We start from the raw sequence: 21773 nt of genomic DNA on the forward strand, positions 1-21773 counted from the left end.
TCAGGGTTACCCGGCAAAGCGCGCTTCTGGCAGGCCCCTCACGCCGAGTCCGTAGATCGCGAACAGACCGCCGGCACCGTCCTGTGTGGTGGGCACCCCACGAACCGCCTTGGCCATGCTGGTGAAATAGAGAACGTCAAGATTCCGGCCCCCAAACATGACGCTGGTGACGTTGCGAACAGGAACTTCGAACTCCCCATCGATTGATCCGTCCGGGGCGTAGCGGATGATGCGACCCCCGAGTACCTTGGCATTCCACAGGTATCCCTCGGAATCGACGGTCGCTCCGTCGACGGTACGGGCGTAGTTCTGGTCGGAGATATGGAGCCGTTTGTTGGAAACTTCGCCGGCGCTAATGTCGTAGTCGTAAGCCCAGATGAGCTTGTGCTCCGAATCACCGAAATAGAAGGTTTTGTCGTCAGCACTCCAGCAAGGAGCGTTGGCGCAAACCAGGCCAGTGTCGATCTCCGCAACGGAAAGGTCGGGATCCAGCCGGTAGAGAGACCCGCCATCACCAGGCTTCCGGGTTATGCTCACGTTCAGGGGGTCGAAGTCATAGCCCATAGATCCCGCAAAAAATCGGCCGGCACGGTCAACCTTCCCGTCGTTGAACCGATAGCCGGGTTTATCGGTGAAGGGGTTAGCGATTGCAGTGACTCTTTGAGTTCCAAAGTCATAGAAATTGAAGCCATCGGCCAAGGCTAGAACAGCTCCGCCGCGTTCTCGCAGCGCCATCGAACCGATATAGGTCGGAACGTAGTAGGTGCGAACGTCGCTTCCGTCTTCGTTGCAACTCCAGATCTCGCAAGCTGTGCTATCAATCCAGTAGAGGCGCTGGTCCCGGACATCCCAAAGCGGGCCCTCGCCAAGATGATTTTTGCAGTCAACCAAAAGCTTGATTTCAACCATGAATTCCTCCGTTCAAGGTATGGGCTCAAGGCGCCCGAAACGCTTTCAGCCAGTGACCCGCGAAGCGTGCAAGCTAAAGGCACGCAGTCTGGCCGCCATCCACTGAGACAACCGATCCAGTCATGAAGCTTGCATCATCGGTGAGAAGAAAAACGATAACCGCAGCGATTTCTTCAGGGTTGCCTATTCGCCCAATAGGATGCCTTGCATTAATACGTGCCACGGCCTCGGGATCGCTCATCATGTATTCGATCAAGGGAGTCCTGGTCATCCCGGGGGCGACGGCGTTGACCCTGATACCGAGGGGACCGAGCTCGGGTGACATGGATTTCGTTATGCCCGAAATTCCAAACTTGGAGGCGACGTAGGAGAGGCGGTTGGGCACGCCCAGGATACCTGCGCCCGAAGAGATATTTACAATGGCGCGCGGCCCTGTGTCGTCTTTGACTGCAAGCACAAATGCTTGGCACATGTTGATCGTTCCGTCTAGATTCACAGACATGATCCTGCGGTGCTTTTCGGGATCGGTGGTGACGATACTTCCTTCACCTGTAATACCCGCGCAGTTTACCAAGCCACTAAGGCCGCCAAATTTTCCACGCATTTCGGCGAGAACTGCCACTGTCGCTTCTTGGTCACAGACATCAAGCACCGCTCCGTGGATCCGGTTGGAGTTGTCCGCGCTTGAAATTGCAGCATCGACGCCAGCCTGCGTGACGTCCACCGCAACCACTGTTGCTCCTTCACGAAGCAATCTCTTGACGGTGGCGGCACCAATGCCACTTCCGGCACCGGTGACCACGACTGTTCGCTCTTCGAATCGCTTCATTGAGACTCCTCTTGTATCTGCGCGCACGTCTGCTCCGGACCGGTTGGTTCCGGGGGAGGCTTAAGCACGTCGCTTTTGTATGTAAAAGATAGTTCCATATATGAGTTCAGTCGTCAAGGGTAAGTGCCCGAAGCAATCGGGTGCGTCAAGCGCGGGCAGCGCGCCTGGATTTGGGTTTGCTCGTTGCCCGGGGTGCGCCAAGAGAGCGTTACGAGGGCCCGGCCGTACGGGTCCGGTATCCACCGCGCGCGCCGAACTGAGACTAGAGGCATGCGGGCCCGGTGCTATTTGTCGGGAACTACCTTGGGATTAGGGCATCGGTCGCCTGGAACCCCTCCACTGAAGGCTTACTACTCTAGGGTGAGAGCTAATCCCGCAACGCGGGCTCAGTGTCGAAAGGAGGCCACGGGTAGGGCGGCTCAACTTGGCTGGTCCCGTAACGGAACTATCGTGAGAAGCTTTCAACCGGGCTCCTCAATTCTGGGCGATGAGACGGCGTTGGTATTGCGGCACGCGCCGGGTCAGTGCAGCCGGCCACAGCGATTTGCCTGTAGATCGCAACGGCCCTTACAAAAGGGCCTTTGGGTCATCATGGAGAACTCCAGAAAGGCATTTGACCTGTTTTAGAGCTATGAGTAACGTTCATATATAAAACTATGGTGCTGGCCTGAGCGGCTTAGCGCTGGCCGAATTAGGAGCAGTCGTCGTGGACACGGAAACAAGTGAGAGCAAGTATCGCGCACCGGCCCTGGCGAAGGGGCTCGAAATTCTTGAACTCCTCGCTTCGGCGGAAGCCGGACTCAGCCAAGCCGAGATCGGCAAGACGCTCGGCCGTACCACATCGGAGATTTTCCGCGTGCTGATGGTGCTGCGTGAGCGCGGCTACGTAGAGCTAGATAGCGGTGAGCGTTATCACCTGACGACGAAACTGTTTGAGGTCGCTCACCGTCATCCAATCATTCGGCGTTTGACGGCAATCGCCGGCGATGAGATGCAAAAACTTGCCAATCGCATAAGCCAAAGCATTCACCTCTGCATCCTCAATTCCGGGAAGTTGCTGGTTATCGCTCAGGTCGACGGTCCAGATACCAACGTAAATACGGTCCGTCTCGGTGCGCAGATTCCCATCGACGACTCTGCATCTGGCCGGGTCCTTGCCGCGTTCATGGAGGAAGAGGAACTCTCGCATTTGCTGGCGCTCGCAGGCAACGAGACAAGTGCTCGCCGCGCGCGATTTCTTTCCGATCTTACCGAGGTACGCAAAGCTGGGTTCTGCCAAGGGCCGTCGCTCACAATTCAAGGAGTAACGAACATTTCGGCCCCGGTGTTTGACCATACCGGTAAGGCCGTGGCTGCGATCACGGCGCCTTTTATCCATCGCCTATCGGGCATGGAGACAGTGCCCGTGGAGCAAGCCCGCGAGATGTTGGTCCAAACTTGCCGGGAATTGTCCCGCCGGATGGGTGCAGGCGTCACTGAAGATCAGACGGACGAAAAGGTCAACAAACACCCATAGGGCTCAACTAAGACCTGGGCGTCCCGGGCCAAATGCGGATCGTGGCCGCTTCTAGGAGCGACCGACCCCTTCTGCACGGCTGTATTGGCCCATGGGTAGGGCGCTAGTGTCCTTCTCAGCCGTGTTATCCGTTGGAGCGAGGTAGGACTGCCTGCGCTTAACCGAACAAGGCTTCGAGGTGGCTGTATCCCGATATATGGGATATCTTGTAAATTTATTGACACTGATTGACCCAGACCGACCGCGCGCTGCCCGGACTCGCCAGGATGAATTTGTGAAGCCATTGCAACTGTGGCCTGTGCTCACACATCTAAGCCGCACGCGTCAAGCAAAGGAGCAAAACATGAGTGGAATCATCCTTGTAGGAGTCGACGGTAGCGGAACGGCAGGCAAGGCAGCGGAGTCAGCCAGGGACCTTGCTGCATCGTTGGGCGCATCGTTGCACGTGGTATCAGCCTTCGACAGCGACCGCGCCGAAGTTTTCGGCAGCGGCAGTGATCAGTTGACCGTGTCCAATGCGGATGCCGCCGAGCACGTCGCCCGCACCGTCGCCGACACGCTCGGACGGGACATTGAAGTGACCTACTCCGCAGTACGTGGCAGACCGGCCGACGCACTCATCAAAGAGGCCCTGAGGATAGAAGCCCGGATCATCGTCGTCGGTAACCGGAGGATGCAGGGCATTGGCCGCGTCCTCGGCAGCGTTGCCAACAGCGTGGCCCACAGCGCTCCCTGTGACGTCTACATCGCCAACACCTACGACACCGACTGATAGGAACGGTTGCTCCCCGAACTCGCCCCCCGCCCAAAGGCGAACGATCAGTGGGGCCCTCTCGGCAGGTGAAATGACTCGCTTTTGAGGGGCTGGAAATGGGCGTTGAGCCGGGGCTGACGCTCACGATCTGGACAGCAGAGTCGGTCGCCGTCGGCCGTCGCATGCAACTGCTCGCCTCATTGGCGAGCTGGGAGAATACGTCCAGGCCGTCCAGCCCGCATCCCAGAGGATACGCACGGACGGCTGACGACGGCGGCGCTGCTGCCACTTGTGAACGGTGTGGACGCCGTCGACGGGGAAGCGCACCCGCGATGACACATCTGACGCGGTGTTGCCCGGCCACAGGACTTCAGTGGCCGCCACTTCCGGTTCCCCGAAATAGTTTGTACTGCCCTACATTCCACGAAAGAAGGACACCATGAAGACCACCATCGCGATCATCGGAGCCGGACCTGGCTTGGGTCTCGCCTCTGCCAGCCGCTTCGGAGCCGAAGGCTTCAACGTCGCACTCCTCTCCCGTACGCAGGAACACGTGGATGCACTCGCCGCTGAACTGACCGGCGCCGGCATTACCGCCCGCGGCTACGCCGCCGACGTCCGTGACCATGAGTCACTCAACACCGCTCTTGCCCGGGCAGCCGACGAGTTGGGGCCGATAGAACTCCTTCAATACAGCCCTGTGCCATCTAAGGAATATCTGCGCCCTGTTCTTGAAACGACGCGCGAAGAACTTCGCTCTGCGCTGGAATTCTCCGCGCTGGGCGCTGCGGCCGCCATGAACGCGGTTCTTCCCGGCATGCGTGCCCTCGGCCGGGGAACCGCCTTGTTCGTTAACGGTTCCAGCGCCGTCCGTCCCAACCACAACTACGCAGGAACCTCTGCCGCGTTCGCCGCTGAATCCGCGTATGCCCAGATGCTTCACGACGCCCTGGCACCGGAAGGAATCCACGTCGCGCAGCTCATCATTCCCTTGGGCATCGGTGGAGGCGATCCCGCGCACGAACCGGCCGCCCTGTCCGATAGCCTCTGGCGCATCTACACCGAAGGGAAGGACTTCCGTACCTTCGTGACACCTCTCGAATGAGTTTTCCCCAGTCAACACCCAGAACGGAAGAAAAATCGTGTCCCGCATCCTCGTTACCGGCTCCACCGACGGGCTCGGCCGCGCGGCGGCCAAAGCGCTGCTCGACGACGGCCATACCGTCGTCGTGCATGCCCGCACGAGCGGGCGGCTGGCAGTTGTCCAAGACCTCCTCGACCGCGGCGCGCAGGCCGTGGTTGGCGACCTCGCCAGGCTTGACGAGGTACGCGGACTGGCCCAGCAAGCAAACGCCCTGGGCCGATTCGACGCCGTAATCCACAACGCTGGCGTCATCGGAGGGCCGTCCCTGCTGTCGGTGAACGTCGTCGCCCCCTTCGTCCTCACAGCGGAAATGGAACGGCCTGACCGTTTGATTTACCTCAGCAGCAGCATGCACCACGGCGGCCATGCAGATCTCGCCGGGGTGGACTGGAGCGGCGGACAAAAGCCCCGTTCATATTCCGACAGCAAGCTGTTCGTGACTGCCCTCGCGGCGGCGGTTGCAAGGTTGTGGCCGGATGTGAGCACTTACGCCGTGGATCCCGGGTGGGTGCCGACCCGGATGGGCGGTCCAGGCGCCAGCGACGAACTTCGGCTTGGCCACGTCACACAGGCCTGGCTGGCTGCGGCAGGGAACCCCGAAGCACTCCGGAGCGGGCGCTACTGGCACCACCAGAAGACGCAGGCGCCTCATCAGGCGGCAGGTGATGAACACTTCCAGGCGGCGCTCCTTAGCTCGCTGGCCGACTACACGGGAATCGCGATCCAGGGAGCACCAAAATGACGAATTGGGGCCAATGCGGTTGCATGGATCGCCGGGAGCGATGACCCGCACATCGCACCGTTCCGCGCCAATGGCGGCACGTACGGAACGCCTACCTGATCTGATCGGTGGCGGGTGCGAGTTCCAGCAGGTGGGTCTGGTTGATCCGACCGGGCCCGGCGTTCTCCGGGGGCAGAGAGTGATCCACGCCATGTCCTACCTGAAAACCGGCCTATCGCTCAGAAATCTGCCGACAGGCCCTGCCAAAAGGTGTACCAACAGGGCCTCCCTGATTCTCGTGATATGGGATTCACTGGATCCGACACCAGCTTTTGGAAAAGGATCAATTCAGCATGCGCTTCATCACAAGCATCGCGCGACAGACCCGCGCCGGCGCCCGCCACGCTAAGCTAGCGGCGGCCTCCGTAATTCTCGCGGCGACGTTCATTGGCTTCCACGCCAGCACCGCAGAGGCCCATCACGGGTTCGACGACTTCGACACGGACCGCCTGTACTACATCTCGGGTACCGTCTCGCAGGTCCGCTGGGGCGACCCGCATTCCTATTTCACCGCCACGCTCGACAGCGAGCTCCCCGCTGACACGCCTGAACTGGCTTTACCTGAGCAGCTGCAGGCCCCTGAAGACAGCGGTCCAATCAGGGACGCTCCGTCGTACAGTGGCTCCTATGACGTGTTGGAGGTCGTCATCGCGCCCCCGAGTTTCACGGGAAGGTGGGGCCTCGACCGTCCGCTCGTTGACGGCGAGCGAGTCGAAGCGGTCGGCTATATCGGCGCGAGTCACGACGATGAGTTTCGTCCGGTCGTGTTCTGGTTCGAGGACGGGCAGCCGGTCAATCAGGTGCTCGGAAGTGAACTGCCGGCGAGGCCGCTGCCGGTTCCGTATCCCGCGGACGGCTCGGCTGCCGCCGACGTTGACCACGATGCCCGGGCTGCTGCCGAGGGCTCGGACGGTACGTCGCCGATAGCGGTGTGGGTCACGGTCGGTGTGGTGCTGGTCGTCGTCGTTGCAGGAGGGGCTCTGTATCTGCGCGCCCGGTCGCGTCGAGAGTGACTGCGCCCGTCATGGACGACTTCCTCTCCTGGCTCGAGCGCGGCCCGTTTGCCGAGGTCATCCGTGGCACGGCCTACCTGTATCCGGTACTCGAGAGTATTCACATCATCGGTATCGCTCTCCTCATCGGTCCCGCCGCAGCCTTCGATCTTCGGCTGCTGGGACTCGGCTGGCAGAAGTTAAGGGTGACGACCGCGGCGAACTATCTGCTCCCGCTGTCACGCCTCGGGTTCGTGATCGCAGCGGCCACCGGCGTCCTAATGTTCCTGCCCGCGGCGAGCCTCATGGCTGACCGCGGCAGCGCTCCGTGGAAGCTTGGCCTCATCATGGTTGCAGGCCTAAATATCCTGATCTTCCACCGTGGCACCTACCGGAACGTCGCCGCCTGGGACTCGGGCGGGCCATCGCCTGTCGCCGCTCGGATGGCCGCGGTCATGTCCTTAGTTTCCTGGTCAGGTGTCACGGTGGCGGGGAGACTCCTGGCCTACACCTGACATGCGCGGGATAATCAACCGATCCTGCCACTCGGTGAAAAGTGCCTTTTATGTGACAGCCGGTCACCGTCAGATGGGGGACTAAGAGCTCGCTGAGTTTCCGGGCGAAGAACGCGGTCCCCCGCCGGGCCTGGAGGAGCCCCTCCAGCAGTACCGGGTCCGTGGTTTGGTCGGTGCGGGCTACCATCAGGCTTCCTTGACCACGCGGTTTTTCAGTTGGCCCAGTCCTTCGATGGTGGTGACGAGGAGTTGGCCTTCCTGCAGGTACCGTTTGGGGTCTTGGGCGTGGCCGACGCCGCCGGGGGTGCCGGTGGCGATCACGTCGCCGGGGTTCAGGGTGATGATGGTGGAGATGTAGGAGACCAGGAACTCGGGCGTGAACACCAGGTCCGAGGTGGGGGTGCTTTGCTGGATGTCCCCGTCGACGGCGGAGGTCATCAGCGGGCCGGGGGTGACTTCGTCTTTGGTGACCAGGGCCGGGCCGAACGGGGTGGACTTCTCCCAGGTTTTGCCCTGCAGCCATTGGATGGTGCGGAACTGGTAGTCGCGCATGGAGATGTCGTTCAGGACGGCGTAGCCGGCGATGTGGTTGGCGGCGTCGGCCTCGGGGATGCGGCGGCCGGTTTTGCCGATGATGACGGCGAGTTCGGCTTCCCAGTCCACGGTGTCTGATTCCTGCGGCAGGGCCAGGTCGTCGTTGGGCCCGATCAGGGATTCGGCGTACTTGGCGAACAGGGTGGGGTATTCGGGGACTTCGCGGCCCATTTCCTTGATGTGGTTGCGGTAGTTGTGGCCGACGCAGATGATTTTCCCGGGGGAGGTCACGACGGCGGCAAGGTCCGCGCCGTCGAGCGCGTGCGTTGCGCCGGAGGCGGCTTTGGCCGTGGTTTCCCAGGCGGGGTCCTGCAGCAGGGCCCCGACGTCGGCGAACCCGTCGATCTCGGTAAGGGTGCCGCCGTCCTGGCGGACCGCCGCAGTCTTGGCGGGACCGGCGGTGCCGGCGCCGTTGCTGCCGTTGTTCAGGCGGAGGGTGAGGAGTCTCATGCGTTCTTGCGTCCTTCGATGTAGGTGCGGTTAAAGCTCAGGCTTGTGAGTGGGCTGCTATCAGCTGCCCGATATCCTGGGGCGGTGCCCATCCTGAGGTGAATCGTGCGCGGAGGCGTGCCGCCTCCTCCATGCCGTGTTTGAGCCGTGACTGATCGGCCATCAGCCCTTGAGGGCCCATCACGTCCGCAGCCACGGCCTCGGAGCTTTCCTGACTCCAGCCGCGCCTGCCCAGAACTTCGGCTAACGCTGCGGGTCCGCCCGCCTGCAGATCCTCTCTCGCCTGATCCAGGGCATGCAGGTAGCCCGAGAGCCGGCTGGAAGCAAGATCCGGGCGTGAAGCGACGAGGACTACGGTGGCCAAATCGGGCGCCACGGTGAGGTGGCCGGCCAGCCGGATGCATCCATGCGCTTCGGCTGCTGCGTCAAAAGGCGGATGCAGAGTCGTCCCGTCGATACTCCCGGAGATCAAGGCCTCGAGCCGTTGCTTGGTACCGCCAACAGGTATGACGTTTCTGACGCTGACGGGAATTGAGCGTTCTGCCAGGATGGCCTGCAGCACAAACGCGAAGGCGCTGTCCGGCCCGTCGACACCCCATCGGACCGTGGCCCAACCTCTCAGCGGAACGTCCGGCCGGACATAGACGGCCAGTTCGCCCACCCCCTCAAGGCGCAGCGCCACTGGATCCCGCTTACGGTCCCTCAGCAAGTGATCGGGGGCCGTATGCATGAAATCCGCCCGTGCTGTGTCCCAAAGCAGCATTTGTTCCTCCGATGACCGCACTTCGATGACACGTACATCGATCCCCGCCTGCTCGAAGAGTCCGTGGTCCTGCGCGTACCAGATGTGGGCACTGCCGGCGGACGGAAAAACAGCTGTAGTTACCTTTTCCACGTAGTTTCCTTTGCTAAGAGGTTTCTGTATACAGTCCCGTAGGCTCGCAATGGCTGCATTGAATCGCAGCAGGTGGTCCAATTGCATTCATTGAGGTGTTGGGCAGCTCTGGGCTGAGTCCCTGCTGACGGCAGGGCGTGTTATCGACGAGAATTCATCCGGCGCGCTAAGCTCACAGAAGTACATGTACTTCTGAGGCTTTAAGGCCACCCGACCCTCAGGCTAGGAGACCACACTTTGAGCGATCCCGCTGTCCTGGAAGGGCTGCCCCGACCAACCTTCAGCTCTCCCCGGGCCACCAGTCTGGAACTGCACAGCCATCTCCGTCAGCTCATCACTGATAGCCTCCTGCCTCCAGGGGCAATCTTGAAACAAGCCGAGCTTGCCAGGGTCTTCGATGTCAGCCGTACACCTATGCGCGAAGCTTTTCGAATGCTGCAGGAGGAGGGTCTCATTGAGGCCGATCTGAATCAGCGTGCCAAGGTAAAAGGGCTGGATGCCCTGGAGTTGGATCAGCTCTATGGGGCGCGCATCTGTCTGGAGAGCCTGGGATGCCGGATGAGCACCGGCAAGCTCACAGCGGAAGAATCCCAGGAGGCACGGGAATGCCTCGAGGAAATGGACAAGGCGAGAAAAGTTCAGGACATGTCGGCCTGGATGGACAGCCACCGTCGTTTCCACAGCCTTTGCATGTCCCGTGTGAGCGAACCGCTTCGCAGGACCATTGACTCCTACGCCCAGCGGAGTGAACGGTATCTTCGACTTTTCCAGCTGTGGCACCCGCAGTCCTTTGATGCCGCACTAAAAGAGCATGAACTCATCCTGGAGGCGGTGGAGGGAATGGACCCCCAGGCCTCTGGCAGCCTCATGGCAAAGCATTTGTCGAGGACTGCGCTGAGAGTCATTCAGGATGTATCGCCCGAGTCTGATGCTTTGGCTATTCGTGAAGGGCTGGCAATGGCGACGGGCGCCAGGAGCCGGCAGAAGTAGCCTGCGGCTTCACACCTGAGGCCCGACGGCGATCCCGGCCCTTAGGTCAGCAGCTGGGGCACGTTGAGGTTCCTTTCCTGTGCAGGACCTCAACGTGCCTGGCCGCCGCGCTGCGGTGGCCGTCAGCTCGATGCGCTTCCCGTTCTCGAAGCAGTGCGCGCGCCGCCGATCATGGTTCGGGTGTCAACGAAGAACAGGATAAGGGCCGCCCCCAGCGGGAGAACGGACAGCTGCCAGATGCCTGCTGCAGACCATCCCCACTGCGACACCGAGGATGCGAAGAGCAGCCCTGAGAATGCCGCGGCCACGTAGTACATCAGCATGAACAGTCCCTGTCCACGGCCAATATGCGCCGGACGGACAGAGCGTTGCATGGCTGTTGCGAGATTGGGAAACAGGGCCCCGCTCGCCAGCGCGCCCATCAGGAATGCCAGGCAGTACTGCCCCAGGGGCTCGGTCACAACGGCGTACATTAGCCAGCCCACGACTGCCACGAGAACGAATGCGATCATCAGAAGCCATTTTTGGCTCAGGATGTCACCCAGCCATCCTGCCAGCACCGCCAGCATGGCGCCCAGCCCGGCCATGGAAATGGCGATGGTGGCTTCGCCCGGCGCGAATCCGAGCTCTTCGCGCAGGAAGGTGGGGTAGAGACCCATAAAACCGTAGAAGGCGAGTCCGCCAACCACTGCCGCGAGGCCAAATAGGATCGCGTTGCGGTTATAGGGGTTGGCCGGAACGTGGTCGTAGTTCACCGTGACCTGGGATATGGAATAGGCGTTTTTATCCACGCTGGTCAACGTGCGGGGCACTGTAACGGCGATGACAACCACCATCAGCAGGCCAAGTGCAGCGAAGAGGAAGAACGGCGCCTTCCAGGTGTGGAGCTGCATGGCGAAGGGAACCCCTACCAGGGGGCCAATGAACACCCCGGCGCCGAACGCTACGCCGATAAAGCCAGATGCAAAGGCCCTGCGGCGGAAAAACAGAGAGCCGGCAATCGCGAACAGTGCGGTGGCCTGCACTCCCTCACCCACACCGGAAATGATGCGATATACCGACATGTCGACCAAACCCGCCGAGAGCGGGATCGCAAAAGTTCCTGCCGAGTAGACAAGAATGCTGGCGATGACAACCACTTTCCGCGAGTAACGGTCAACAACGAAGCCGGCCAGAAAGCCAGCTACCGCCAGGCCAAGAGTGAAGCCGGTTGCGAGGAATCCCGATTCCTCAAGCGTGAAGCCGAATTCCTTGCGGATCTCGGGGAGGAGCGGGTAGAACACCTGACGGTCCATGGCGTTGAGCATGAACGACAGGCAGAGTACGGCGAAGGCCAGAAGGATCGCGCCGCGCCGTGGACCAGTGGCGACCAAAGCCGGCGACGCTGCGGCCGTGACCTGAGTTGCTGACTGATGTTGATTCAAAATATTCTCCTTGTTGTCTTTGGGCTCCACGTTGAGCTGAAGATGTAGGGTGCGGACTGGTGAGTGCGCCGGTGTGGGACTAAGTGGCCTCAACCTGCCGGCGTTCGTCCCGCCATGCCACGATGTATTGCTGCATCCGGCGCCCCTCTTGATTGAGATGAAAAATAGAACTTCATTGGCCGCCTTCCTCAAGGGGAGCGGGTAAGGCGCCGAGTTGCTTACTGAACGCGTCCTTGCGGCCAAGCGCTAACGCGACAATCAGAGTGTACACACTTATTGTGGCAGAAGAGTGGCGACGATCACAATGGTTGAGCCGCGCTTCTTTCTGAACTTCGAGGCACTTCGCCTTTGCCCCTGCGTTCTTTCTCCCGCGTCGCAGTAACTACTGGCTAGGGCTGGCAAGATCCGTGTGTGTACAGTTGAGCCGAACGGGGAGGTCTTGATGTCTGGCTAATCATTGCGCATGGCTCCGTGCTCTTCTCCCGAGTGGTCCTGAACGGAACCGCTGTTGTCACTTCGACTTGGAAACAGTTGTGGCCATGACGGGTCACTAACACGCCCTGGCGACGGAGGAGGGCTACCTCTACTGCTTGGGTAACCGCCAATTCCAGGAGTTTGTCCCGGACAGAACGATCTGCAACTTGGAAGTGGGTTATTAGTGCATCTTCTCGCAAGGTTTCTCCGTATGGGGTAAGGCTCCGGTCCGGCTGGGCAGCCTTTACGTGCCGCCCAGCCTTATGCAGAAAACCGCTACTCGACCTCGAGGGATACGCGGCCCACGTTGCGGCCGGCTTCAACATAATGGTGCGCAGCGGGGGCTTGCTCAAGCGTAAAAGTCTTATCGGTGATGGTCCTGAAGCCCTTGGCCACTTCCTGCCACAGCTGACCGACCGCTGCGAGGTTGCCGGTTTTTACGCCGACAATCCGCTGGCCTTTCGAGTAGAGCCGTTGGAGGTTGACGGGAACGTTGTGTCCAAGAAATGCGCCTGAGGACACAATGGCCCCTCCGGGTGCCAGAACCTGAAGGCCGTGCTCCCAAACCATCGGGGCGCCGAGATTATCCGAGATGAGCTGGGCGCCCTTACCTTCAAACACTTCCCCGACCTCGTCAACGAATGAGGGTTCCACGGCGTCGAGGACGTGATCGAACCCGAAGCCGCGGAGTTGGGCCTGTTTGCTTTCATGCCGGGAAGTAACGATGACTTGGGCACCCAGGTGCTTTGCCAGCAGTGCTGTGGTGAGGCCCAAGGCCGATGTCGCTCCTTGGACGATGACCCTGGTTCCCTGTCCAACTCCGCCTGCCCTGGTGAACTGATTCATGGCCACTGGTCCGGCCAGGGCCAAGGCCGCAACCTCGGCTGGATTCATGGTGTCTGGAACCACCGTGAGGTTCTCGGCCGGAATGCACACGTACTGTGCGTATGCTCCAGGCCGGTGGGTTCCCAGGAGTTGCAGGCGAGGGGACAATTCGGAATAGCCGGCTCGTGTGAACTCGTCCTCGCCCTGCACAACAACCGGAAATCCCGCTACTTTGTTGCCGATCTGCAGTTCCGTGACGCCTGGGCCGAGAGCTGCCACGACGCCGGCGTGTTCTGCGCCCAATATATGGGGAAAGGTGAAGCTGGCGTAGGGGTGCTTGCCGGAACGGGCCACTACGTCCAGTAGCCGGCCCACACTGACCGAGGCAACCCTGACCAGAGCTTCTCCAGGCTTGGGCACCGGAGTGGGCGCCGAGTGCATTTGCAGCACCTCCGGCCCGCCAAACCTGGTCAGGACGGCCGCAGCCATTTCGGAAGGGACAGAGGTGACAGCAGGCCAGGCGCCAGTGGTAAGCGTGGAGGGAGTCATTTTCCAATCATCCTGTTCCGAATGGATCCGATACCTTCGATTTCCACCCTGACAACGTCGTCGGCCTTGAGGAATGTCCCCTTGGGCATCCCGACACCCGCGGGTGTTCCGGTGAGAATGAGATCGCCTGGCTGCAATGTCAGCAGCCGGCTGGCGGCGGCCACCAGCTTGGCGATGGTTATCACCATGTCCCTGGTGTTTCCGTCCTGCTTCAGCTCATCATTGACGAAAAGCTGAACGGCCAGCGTTTGTGGATCCTTGACCAGCCAGGAGGGAACGACGCCGGGGCCAATGGGGCAGAACCCGTCCTGGCTCTTGTGCGCGAACCAGTCAAAACTGAAGGCGGGAAACACTGCCCCGGCGCGCGGGAAAAGACCGCGGTCCGAGAGATCGTTGGCCACTGTGTACCCGGCTACGTAGCTGAGTGCGTCTTCGGCGGAGGCATTCTTGCAGGTCTTGCCCACCACGACGGCCAGCTCGGCTTCCCAGTCCACTTTCGAAGCCGGGTTGCCGGGCAGCTGGATGTCGTCATACGGTCCCACGATGGTCGTCGTGGGGGTTTTAAGGAAGAAAAACGGGTCCGCCTCGGAATCTGGGCGGGCGGTTCCCATCTCTTGGGCATGGTCGTAGTAGTTCACGCCTGCGCAGATCACCTTGTGGGGAAACGTCAGGGGAGCGACGAGGGCTGCGTCGTGTACCGGCTCTAGCACCGAGGTGTCCAGGCTTTCAAGGACGGAAGCGTAAGCGTCCCAATTTTCCAGCAGTTCCATCATGGTTGCAGCGGTGATTTGCGGGGGCAGTCTGCGCACCTCTCCGTCGGCCTGGATTCCAAGTCTTGGGGTCGGATCCCCGGGGAGGATGTACTGGATAAGGGCCGATGATGGTTTATTCATTCGATTCTCCTGTAGGCACGTCTGTGGGCCTGTGCATGGTGTTGTGTATGTGCTGTTGCCGATTAATGCGGGCGAGCGTCGGGCAGCGCTTCGGCTCGCAAAGGTCGAGCTGTTTAGTGCTCCATAAGGGCTGGGTTGATCGGGCCCCAGCTGTTGATCGTCATGACATCGACTTCCCAGGTTTTGGGGTACTGCGGAAAGTCGTTGTGCCAGGGACGGGGTTCCCAGTAGCCTTTGGACTCGTCGTGGATGACGTCGAGCTGGGTGAAGAGCTCGATGTTGTTGCCGTCCGGATCCTTGTGGTAGGTGAAGAGGTTGTGGCCCGGGCCGTGTCGGCCGGGGCCCCAGTCCAGTTGGTAGCCGTTCTTTGCCAGGTGGTCGATCATGGTCTGCAGGTGGTTGACGTCACGCATCTCGTAGGCGATGTGGTGGAGGGAACGCTTGACCTTGGAAGCCATGAAATTCGCGGCGTGATGGTCGGAATTGCACCGAAGGAACACAAAAAAATCTCCGATGGTGTCAGCCCATTTGAAGCCCAGAAGACCTTGGTAAAAATCCTGCAGCGGTTTCAAATCAGGTACGAATGCGGCCACGTGACCGAGCTTGGTCGGTCGAATAGGCGTGTAACCGTCAATGCCGCTCCCGGACTGCGCGTCATAGAGGTGTAGCGGGATGCCGGTTGAGGGCTCCTCCACGATCAGCACGTCGGGGGTCGAAGGCGCGATGTCGGTACGGCGCTCAACATCGTAGCCGGCCTCCTTCAACCGTCGCTGTGCATCGCTGATGTCTTCCCAAATCTCGTAGCCTACGAATGAGCGCGGGTTCACATCCCCCTTTTCGATCACGATGGAGTGGTGATCAAAGTTTGTGGTGAGGAAGGCCTGGGTTTCACTGCGCTCGACAAGCTTGAAGTCAAGAATTTTGGTGTAGTAGTCCACCATGCGGTCTACATCCGGGGTTTCGAACCCCACGTATCCAAGTTTTGAGACATTGACTGGCGTTGAGCTTCCCATGCCAGCTGGTGAGTTCGTCATACTGAATCCTCTTCGATCCCGTCGCTGCTTATATGTGCATCTTCTTGAACGTTTTCTTAGAAGATGTGCCTCAAACTGTACACACTTAACCGCTTGGTCGGAAGACCCTGTCTCCGGACACTTTGCAAAAACGGGTATTTTGCCGCGTGAAAACTCCTATACGCCGGGTTCCCACATCCAGCCCATTCGGTTTCAAAATACTAATGAGCGAAAGTTATGTATACAGTTAGGAACCCATTAAATCACTTATGTCCTGAGGCCTGCACGGAAAGCTCGCCAACTGCTGGATGGAGGACAGAAGCGGAGCCAGGCGCTTTCTAGCTGCCACCAGTGCGGTGTGGGAAATCGCCAGGGACGTCGTGGCTGCGGGGGGGGGAGTTGCGTCCGTCGGGGGCACGGCAGCTTCCGGAAAGATGGTTTCATCGCGTGCTCTGAAGCGGCCCATGGAGACTTTGAGTGACCTCGGCTTCCTCCGTGGAACGGTAACTCCGTATTTAGGCCTTTCCGCGCGGTCTGGCGCGTTCAACCAATTCGGATGCCCGTGGTCGTGTTCCATGGTGGAACAGCATGCCCTCGGGCAGTCCCTTGATCGTCGCGCTGGAACCGGAGATGTCGATGGTGATCCTGCTGTTGGCCATGGGGGCGTTGGTGATGTGCAGGTCCCCGTAGGATTCCGGGAGGACAGGATCCATCCAGAGGCCGCCGCGGGCAACGTCGGCGTAGTAGCCCATTAGGCTTTTGATGAGGAAGATCGGGGTGGTGGCGGCCCAAGCCTGTGGTGAGCATGCAGTCGGGTAGGGTACGGGTTCGTCGAAGTGTTCGCGGCTAAAGCCGCAAAATAGCTCCGGCAGCCGCCCTTCCGAGTACTCGGCAGCCTCGAACAAAGCTGTGGAGATCCGCTGCGCCTGCTCGACGAAGCCGTAGCGCAGGAGTCCGGCTGCGATGATGGCATTGTCGTGGGGCCAGACCGATCCGTTGTGGTAGCTGGCGGGGTTGTAGGCGCCCATGTCGCTGGCCAGGGTCCTTACGCCCCAGCCGCTGAACATCTCCGGGGACATGAGCCGTTCTGCCACCATTGGGGCCTTGTCTTCATCGATGATGCCAAACACGAGGCATTGACCCATGTTGGAAGCGCACGCATCGACAGGCCGCTTCTTTCCATCTAGGGCGATTGCGTAGTACCCGCGGTCGGGCAACCAGAACTGTTCGTTGAACTGCCTTTTCAACTGTGCCGCGAGGTCCCGGTACTCCGCTGCCAGGCCTAGGTCCCCAGCGTCATAGGCTATCCAGGAGCGGGCCAGATAGGCGCCGTAGACGTAGGCCTGCACTTCGCAGAGGGCGATCGGGGGTTCGGCCAGAGTGCCATCGGCAAAGTTGATACCGTCCCAGGAGTCCTTCCAGCCCTGGTTGATGAGCCCCCTGTCGTTAAGGCGTTCATACTCGACGAAGCCGTCGCCGTCCTTGTCGCCGTAGTTCCGGATCCAGTCGAGCGCCCGGTCAACGTGCGGGAGCAGGGCAGTGAAGGTTTCTGCGGCGAAGCCCCAGCGGCTCACCTCCCCGAATAGAGCTACGAACAGCGGGGTGGCATCGACGCTGCCGTAATAGGCGGATTTGCCGCCCAACGCCAGCCCGCTGGAGACATCGAGCCGGACCTCGTGCAGGATCTTGCCCGGCTCCTCTTCGCTCATCTCATCCACGACCTTGCCCTGGCGTTCGGCGAGCGTCTGGATGGTGCCGAAAGCCAGTGACGGATCCACCGGCAGCGCCATCAGGGACGCCCATAGCGAGTCCCGTCCGAACAGCGCCATGAACCAGGGCGCGCCCGCAGCCACCACGACTCGGTCCGGGTGCTTCGGGTCCTCGATGCGAAGGGCTCCCAGGTCATCGTAGCTACGCCGAAGGGTCCGCTCTATGGAGCTGTTGCCCATCTGCAGGACGGGAATCTTTGATACCCACTCCTGCCGGCGCAGGTCGCGAGGAGATAACTCATCGGCGTCAGGACGTACGAGCGGCGCCACCGGACCGGTCCCGTTGACAGTGGGCACCGCACTAACGGTGGCGCTCCATTCTCCATGGGGCGGGACAACGGCATGGAACGTCAGGGCTTCGGGTGAGGCGTCAGCGCCGTCGGCAGACACGAGGACGCCCTTCCGAATGTCCTGCCAAGTGGCCCGGATAGTCAGCCCGTCGCCGTCGGCTGCGCGGGACTCGTCCCAGTGCCGCTGGATGCGCGCCTCCTTTACCTCGAAGAGGTCCGCGAAATCCGCCTCCACCTTGATGGAAATTAGGCATTTGGCGGGGGCCGTCGAGTAGTTCCGGACGGTGATTCGCTCTAAGATCCCAGCGCCTACCTCCCGAAGGCGTTCGACGATCAGGGGGCTGTCGGCGTACCCGTCCGAATGGTTTACGCGGCCAGCAATCAGGGCCCGGTAGGGTTCTTTTGTCTTCGCGACCAGCGGCTCCACGGGCTCACCGTTAATGGTCAAATTCCAGCCGGACAGGATGCGGGTGTCCTCATAGAACACACCGTGCGGGTATTCCGGATGGATGTCCCCATTCGCTGCAGAGATGCAGAAGGATGAGCCTTCCACCAGTGTGACCGACCCGGGCCCCAAAGGGCCGGCAGCAGTGTCAGCATTCCATCCAGTCATCCTGGGCTCCTTCAAAGGACTGACCTCAAGGGCTTCAACACCGGGCGCCGCTCGGATCGCTGTCCACCGCGGATTCCCTACCCAACGGACGCTACGCCTGTGTGCCACATGAAGCCAGCCCCCGGCAAAGCGCGCATGAGGAGGTGACCGGGGAAGCGGCAACAGCGGCCGTAAGAGCAGGGGGTGACGAACCACGCTTCAGGCGAATCGATGTCTGATGGGTGGAGAGTACAAACCGCCCGAATGCGGCGGTTCTCTTGGAGTCGGCGGCATGGGTACACGCGCTGATCGACGGCAACAAGCGTGCGGTCTGGACTCTGATGGGTCCTAATGCTCTGGATCGACGGCTAGCGGCATGACTTCAGCAGTGAGGAAGCATTCAATCTCGTCGTTAGCGACCCATCTCGTCACACGAGTAGTGCAAGTGGCAGCTAATTGGAACTGCTTCGAAGTGGTCGATATTTGGGTGTGGACAATGTCCACACTTTTCGCTTCGGACTGGGCTGTACATCGGCCGGACTGGCCCGGATTGCTTATGTTTTCGGGAGTTCCCAGTGTTTGCAGGGCCTGGAATGCGGTTCGAGTCCCACCTCGGGCACAAGAGATTCCCTCGTCCGAGGGGATTTTGCTTTAACGTGTGTACAAGCTTGTGATGGCGTCCCTCTGACGCTATTGCGCGGGCTGTTGCCTGGCTGCCGCGGGGCCTATTCAGGTGTGTGGGTGGCGGGTTAGGGTCCTGGCTGGTGGGCCTTCCGCCTGCTGGGCTGTGGGGGACTCGTCCTCTTCTCTGGTTTGTTCTGATGGCCGTGGTTGGCAATCACTCATTCATGGCTAAGGTTTCTGTTGACGACATGACCAAGGGGAACGTTCATCCGGGTTTTCCATCCATTCGCTGTTTCCTGCGGGCCCGGGAGGGTGGCTGGCGGCGAGTTTATCCGGCCAACGGGGGTGTTGACGGTGTCAACACCGTGTCATCACCCCTATCAGCGGGGCCGCCGGTAGGCCTGCGCGCCGGTGAATCGGAGTGCTCGGAAGCGTTTGATTGTCCCGGGTGCCGGCAGCGTCGCGCCCTTCAAAAACCATGACAAGTCGGCGGCCGGAAGCCTTGAGCGATTTCTGCAGCTTCAGCAGCTCGATCTGCGGCAGGCGCTTTTCCATTTCGTAATGGTTCCGCGTCATTCTTGTCGTGTAGGGGTAGCCTTCCCGCCAGGTGTCGACCGGTGTGCCGTCCGGCGAGATGAGAAGGGGTCTTCGTCATCTTCGTCGGGAACAGTAAAGCCGTGGCGGGACAGATCGAAAACGTTCACGCCGAGGCCCTATCCGGGGGCAGTGAACGGCTGATGAACGCCGGCAGAAGTACCACTACGAGCGCCGATCAAGGAGTTCTGCGCGTTTTCTGACTGCAGCGACGTAGGAATACAGGTCCTGCCGGGAGACCGGAATGGCGCTGCTGGCGAACCTGAGCAGGGGCCCACCGAATTCGTCCTTGACCCGGAGGTGCGTCAGCTCCGCGTGTGGCGAGAGGCTGTACGTGCGGGTCCACGTCAGCAGACCAAGAAGCAGGCCTGTCTTCCAGATCATGATCTGGCCCGGCATTTGCTGCACGCGCGTGTGGAAGGTCCGGCGGTCACCGCCGGTGGTTCTGATCCGGATCAGGGCGCCGTTGCGTACCTCGCCGTCGATCCATATGATTCCTGATTCCCAGACGGTGAAATTGCCGGCATCCGTGATGATGTCCCACACCGTTGATGAGCGGGCATTGATGGGCTCTTCGGACTCAAACGACTGCATCAGCCAAGGGTAGCCAGCCGTGATCCTGAACGGGCCGGCGCTAACCCAGAATTCACCCCGAGTTCGCTTTGGGACGGTCAGCCCAAAACAGAGACAAGGTCCGGAAAGTGCCCCGCCAACTCCTGGTGGGTGCCGTCAATGGCGTCAGAAACCACGTCAGCCAATCTATCGCCGCGTGTTAGTGCCTGCCGCTGGCGGGTGGCACCTGTGCCCTGACTGGAAATCCTTGCCAGCGACTCTGCAACAAAGCCGGCGTCCCCGGCGTCGTCCAAGGCGTCCCGGACATGGTTGAGGAACGCTGCGACGACGGTTCCTGCGGTGTCCGGGCGGTGTGTCATGGGGTGGAGCAGGTCCGCGTGCACTCCGTACCGGCTGGCCCGCCAGGCCGCCTGGCGCAGAATTACTGCGGGGACACGACCCGGGTGCAGGCCAGACTCCCACTCCCGGGCCGCTGTATCAACCAGGGCCCGGACCAAGGCTGCGACAAGGACCGCGTCCCGGGAGTCAACGCAAACGTCGGCCACGCGGACCTCTACTGTGGGGTGATTGACGGAGAGGCGCGCATCAAAATCCGGACTCTTAACGACGCCGGTGCCGGCAAGGTCCGTCACCAGCGCATGGTAGGCCCGGGCAGATCCGAAGACTTCTGTGGGCCCTGCCGAGGACCACCGGTTCCATGCCTGGGTCCGGAAGCTGGCGTATCCGCTGTCTGCGCCGTTCCAGAACGGTGAATTGGAGCTCAACGCAGTGAGTATCGGAAGCCATGACCGGATCCGGTCAAGGACCGCGACCCCTTCCTCGTCGGAGTCGACGGAAACGTGGACATGCATTCCGCAGGTCAGTTGCTCCCGGGCCGTGAGGGCAAATTTTTCCTGCAGGGAGTCGTAGCGCTCCGTGCGGGTCGGGCAGGGCGTCACGGCCAGCGGCGAGGTGCCCAGTGCCGCGACTCTTGCGCCCGCCATCCGGGCCAATGAATCGGCGTAGGTCCGGCCAGCCCGGATCTCAGCGGCCAGTGCCGCCAGGCTGCTGTGCGGGCGGGTGATGACTTCGAGCTGTTCCTGCTGGAGCTCCCCGGACAGCGTTGGCAGGCGCAAAGCGTCGCGGTCGACCTGAACGCCCGGATCGTGCAGACGCAATAGTTCCCCGGCCAACGGCAGGGGAACACCGCTGTCGGGGTTCACGATCAGGAATTCTTCTTCGACACCAAAAGTACGCATCGGCCAAGTGTGGGGGACGAAAGCGAACGCAAAGCGCTAAAGGCTTGTCCTGCCTGCCCTCGGAGATGACATACAAGTGGCCGGGAGGGGTGGCGGGCCGAGTCTCTGATCCGCGGAACCGGATCCGGGCCGTAGCCCAAATATGGGGTGTTGGCTCTCCTGATGGACATGGACATGATGGGATTCGGCGCGGACCAAGGGTGGCCGGCCGGCCGGTCCGCTGGTGCTGGGAGTCCGCTGGCAGCCGGCGGGGCAACTGATCGGCACGGCCGCCAACCTGGCAATGAGTCTAGACCGGTACCTGATCCGTTCTGCGTCGATCCAGCGAGCTACCTGACCGAGTGGGGCCCGCAGGGCTCCCGGACTTAAGACTCTCTGGACCCGGCAGCCGATGATGAGTCGCCGATCCCGCCGGGGACGTTCAGCACCGGCTCGATCGAAGAGCCATGGTGGTTGCCTCATGAAGTTGAGGCTTCGCACTTCCAAGCCCTGAGAAACGTCGACCTCAGCAACTCCAAGTGGAGATCAGTTCAAAACTTTGAATTG

General features: G+C 61.0%; 19 protein-coding genes and 1 pseudogene. 7 read left to right on the forward strand and 13 right to left on the reverse strand.

What is annotated here, in order from left to right:
* Positions 1-6 precede the first annotated feature (6 nt).
* On the reverse strand, positions 7-909 hold the full coding sequence (locus tag F8G81_RS10780) for an SMP-30/gluconolactonase/LRE family protein (RefSeq protein ID WP_267278960.1): 903 nt from the start codon (positions 907-909) through the stop codon (positions 7-9).
* Positions 910-982: 73 nt separating this feature from the next.
* Positions 983-1738 carry an SDR family NAD(P)-dependent oxidoreductase gene (locus F8G81_RS10785; RefSeq protein ID WP_267278961.1) on the reverse strand — a complete coding sequence of 252 codons (756 nt, stop codon included), beginning with the start codon at positions 1736-1738 and terminating at the stop codon, positions 983-985.
* 706 nt (positions 1739-2444) lie between these two features.
* On the opposite strand from F8G81_RS10785, the gene F8G81_RS10790 reads away from it, so the two are divergent.
* The 6 genes from F8G81_RS10790 to F8G81_RS10815 all read left to right on the forward strand — a co-directional run bounded on the left by F8G81_RS10790 (position 2445) and on the right by F8G81_RS10815 (position 7440).
* A complete protein-coding gene (locus F8G81_RS10790; protein ID WP_267278962.1) occupies positions 2445-3254 on the forward strand; it encodes an IclR family transcriptional regulator in 810 nt (269 codons plus the stop codon).
* A 343-nt stretch (positions 3255-3597) separates the two neighbouring features.
* Positions 3598-4026, forward strand: a complete 429-nt coding sequence (locus tag F8G81_RS10795) for a universal stress protein (RefSeq protein WP_267278963.1) — start codon at positions 3598-3600, stop codon at positions 4024-4026.
* Between the two features lie 421 nt (positions 4027-4447).
* Complete coding sequence (locus tag F8G81_RS10800) at positions 4448-5113, forward strand: SDR family NAD(P)-dependent oxidoreductase (protein WP_267278964.1); 666 nt, start codon at positions 4448-4450, stop codon at positions 5111-5113.
* Positions 5114-5150: 37 nt separating this feature from the next.
* The gene (locus F8G81_RS10805; RefSeq protein ID WP_267278965.1) at positions 5151-5894 is read left to right on the forward strand and encodes an SDR family NAD(P)-dependent oxidoreductase; all 744 of its coding nucleotides are present in this window, start codon (positions 5151-5153) and stop codon (positions 5892-5894) included.
* 332 nt (positions 5895-6226) lie between these two features.
* The gene (locus F8G81_RS10810) at positions 6227-6946 is read left to right on the forward strand and encodes a DUF6152 family protein (RefSeq protein WP_267278966.1); all 720 of its coding nucleotides are present in this window, start codon (positions 6227-6229) and stop codon (positions 6944-6946) included.
* 11 nt (positions 6947-6957) lie between these two features.
* Entirely contained in the window at positions 6958-7440 is a 483-nt protein-coding gene (locus F8G81_RS10815; protein ID WP_267278967.1) for a hypothetical protein, read from the forward strand.
* An 85-nt stretch (positions 7441-7525) separates the two neighbouring features.
* Here the strand turns inward: F8G81_RS10815 and F8G81_RS10820 are convergent.
* From F8G81_RS10820 to F8G81_RS10830, 3 genes and pseudogenes are all read right to left on the reverse strand, one after another.
* A pseudogene (locus F8G81_RS10820) lies at positions 7526-7627 on the reverse strand (maleylpyruvate isomerase); the annotation flags it as partial.
* The gene (locus F8G81_RS10825) at positions 7627-8484 is read right to left on the reverse strand and encodes a fumarylacetoacetate hydrolase family protein (RefSeq protein ID WP_267278968.1); all 858 of its coding nucleotides are present in this window, start codon (positions 8482-8484) and stop codon (positions 7627-7629) included. The gene F8G81_RS10825 and the pseudogene F8G81_RS10820, both read right to left, overlap by 1 nt.
* A 37-nt stretch (positions 8485-8521) precedes the next feature.
* On the reverse strand, positions 8522-9379 hold the full coding sequence (locus tag F8G81_RS10830) for an ABC transporter substrate-binding protein (protein WP_267278969.1): 858 nt from the start codon (positions 9377-9379) through the stop codon (positions 8522-8524).
* 237 nt (positions 9380-9616) lie between these two features.
* Here F8G81_RS10830 and F8G81_RS10835 point away from each other — a divergent pair, with 237 nt between their 5' ends.
* The gene (locus F8G81_RS10835) at positions 9617-10369 is read left to right on the forward strand and encodes a GntR family transcriptional regulator (RefSeq protein ID WP_267278970.1); all 753 of its coding nucleotides are present in this window, start codon (positions 9617-9619) and stop codon (positions 10367-10369) included.
* Positions 10370-10491: 122 nt separating this feature from the next.
* Here the strand turns inward: F8G81_RS10835 and F8G81_RS10840 are convergent, their stop codons facing one another.
* The 8 genes from F8G81_RS10840 to F8G81_RS10875 form a co-directional block, all read right to left on the reverse strand.
* On the reverse strand, positions 10492-11793 hold the full coding sequence (locus F8G81_RS10840) for an MFS transporter (protein ID WP_267278971.1): 1302 nt from the start codon (positions 11791-11793) through the stop codon (positions 10492-10494).
* A 750-nt stretch (positions 11794-12543) separates the two neighbouring features.
* Entirely contained in the window at positions 12544-13641 is a 1098-nt protein-coding gene (locus tag F8G81_RS10845; RefSeq protein ID WP_267278972.1) for a quinone oxidoreductase family protein, read from the reverse strand.
* Complete coding sequence (locus tag F8G81_RS10850) at positions 13638-14534, reverse strand: fumarylacetoacetate hydrolase family protein (RefSeq protein WP_267278973.1); 897 nt, start codon at positions 14532-14534, stop codon at positions 13638-13640. The genes F8G81_RS10845 and F8G81_RS10850 overlap by 4 nt, the downstream gene beginning before the upstream one ends.
* Positions 14535-14647: 113 nt before the next feature.
* Complete coding sequence (locus tag F8G81_RS10855) at positions 14648-15568, reverse strand: VOC family protein (RefSeq protein WP_267278974.1); 921 nt, start codon at positions 15566-15568, stop codon at positions 14648-14650.
* Positions 15569-16062: 494 nt separating this feature from the next.
* On the reverse strand, positions 16063-18219 hold the full coding sequence (locus F8G81_RS10860) for a glycogen debranching N-terminal domain-containing protein (protein WP_267278975.1): 2157 nt from the start codon (positions 18217-18219) through the stop codon (positions 16063-16065).
* Positions 18220-19179: 960 nt separating this feature from the next.
* Positions 19180-19377 carry a hypothetical protein gene (locus F8G81_RS10865; RefSeq protein ID WP_267278976.1) on the reverse strand — a complete coding sequence of 66 codons (198 nt, stop codon included), beginning with the start codon at positions 19375-19377 and terminating at the stop codon, positions 19180-19182.
* 204 nt (positions 19378-19581) lie between these two features.
* Positions 19582-20010 (reverse strand): SRPBCC family protein, encoded by a 429-nt coding sequence (locus F8G81_RS10870; RefSeq protein ID WP_267278977.1) that lies wholly within the window; start codon positions 20008-20010, stop codon positions 19582-19584.
* A gap of 77 nt (positions 20011-20087) precedes the next feature.
* Positions 20088-21227 (reverse strand): glutamate--cysteine ligase, encoded by a 1140-nt coding sequence (locus tag F8G81_RS10875; protein ID WP_267278978.1) that lies wholly within the window; start codon positions 21225-21227, stop codon positions 20088-20090.
* Between the last annotated feature and the right edge of the window lie 546 nt (positions 21228-21773).

The sequence above is a fragment of the Arthrobacter sp. CDRTa11 genome, from assembly GCF_026427775.1.
In the GTDB taxonomy this organism is placed as follows: Bacteria; Actinomycetota; Actinomycetes; order Actinomycetales; family Micrococcaceae; genus Arthrobacter.